Source organism: Vibrio sp. 10N.261.51.C6, from assembly GCF_041471785.1.
Taxonomy (GTDB): Bacteria; Pseudomonadota; Gammaproteobacteria; order Enterobacterales; family Vibrionaceae; genus Vibrio; species Vibrio crassostreae_C.
The window spans coordinates 1-443 of sequence record NZ_JBFRPB010000101.1 but is presented as its reverse complement, the minus strand read 5'-3'; the positions used below and the strand labels follow the sequence as shown (position 1 = coordinate 443).

Genomic DNA, 443 nt, shown 5'->3' with positions numbered 1-443 from the left:
CCAGAAACCTTCTTCACCGCCGTTGACCAAAGACTTGCCCGCGTAACGTAGACGCTTATCCGCAACACCCTTATCCAACGCTTCTTTGATGCCATTAGTCCAAAGCTCTGGCGCAACATCAGGTTGACCTTTTTCAATCATTGACGTGCCCGTAGGGACGCTATCACCGGGGATTAAGTCCGCTTCACAGCCGTAGCCGTTATTCAAAATGAATTGGTCGACATGAGCAATAAGGCTCGCCGAGTTCCAGTTCATGTCTGCAATGGTGATCTTTCCGCATTCGTCAGCACTAGCGTGTACAGAAAACGCAGCAAGTAGCGCGATGGAAAGCATGGATTTGTTATTCTGCATTGACGTAATTCCTTTTCTTGTCAGAAGCTTATTCGCTATAGAAACAGAAATGTTCGACGGAGAAAAGAGACTGAGATCTAAATTTAAACGAT

At 46.3% G+C, this 443-nt stretch carries 1 protein-coding gene; it reads right to left on the bottom strand.

What is annotated here, in order from left to right; genetic code table 11:
- Positions 1-351: glycine betaine ABC transporter substrate-binding protein (locus tag AB4375_RS21040; protein WP_372052459.1), on the bottom strand; the 351-nt coding region annotated here is incomplete at its 3' end.
- Positions 352-443 lie beyond the last annotated feature (92 nt).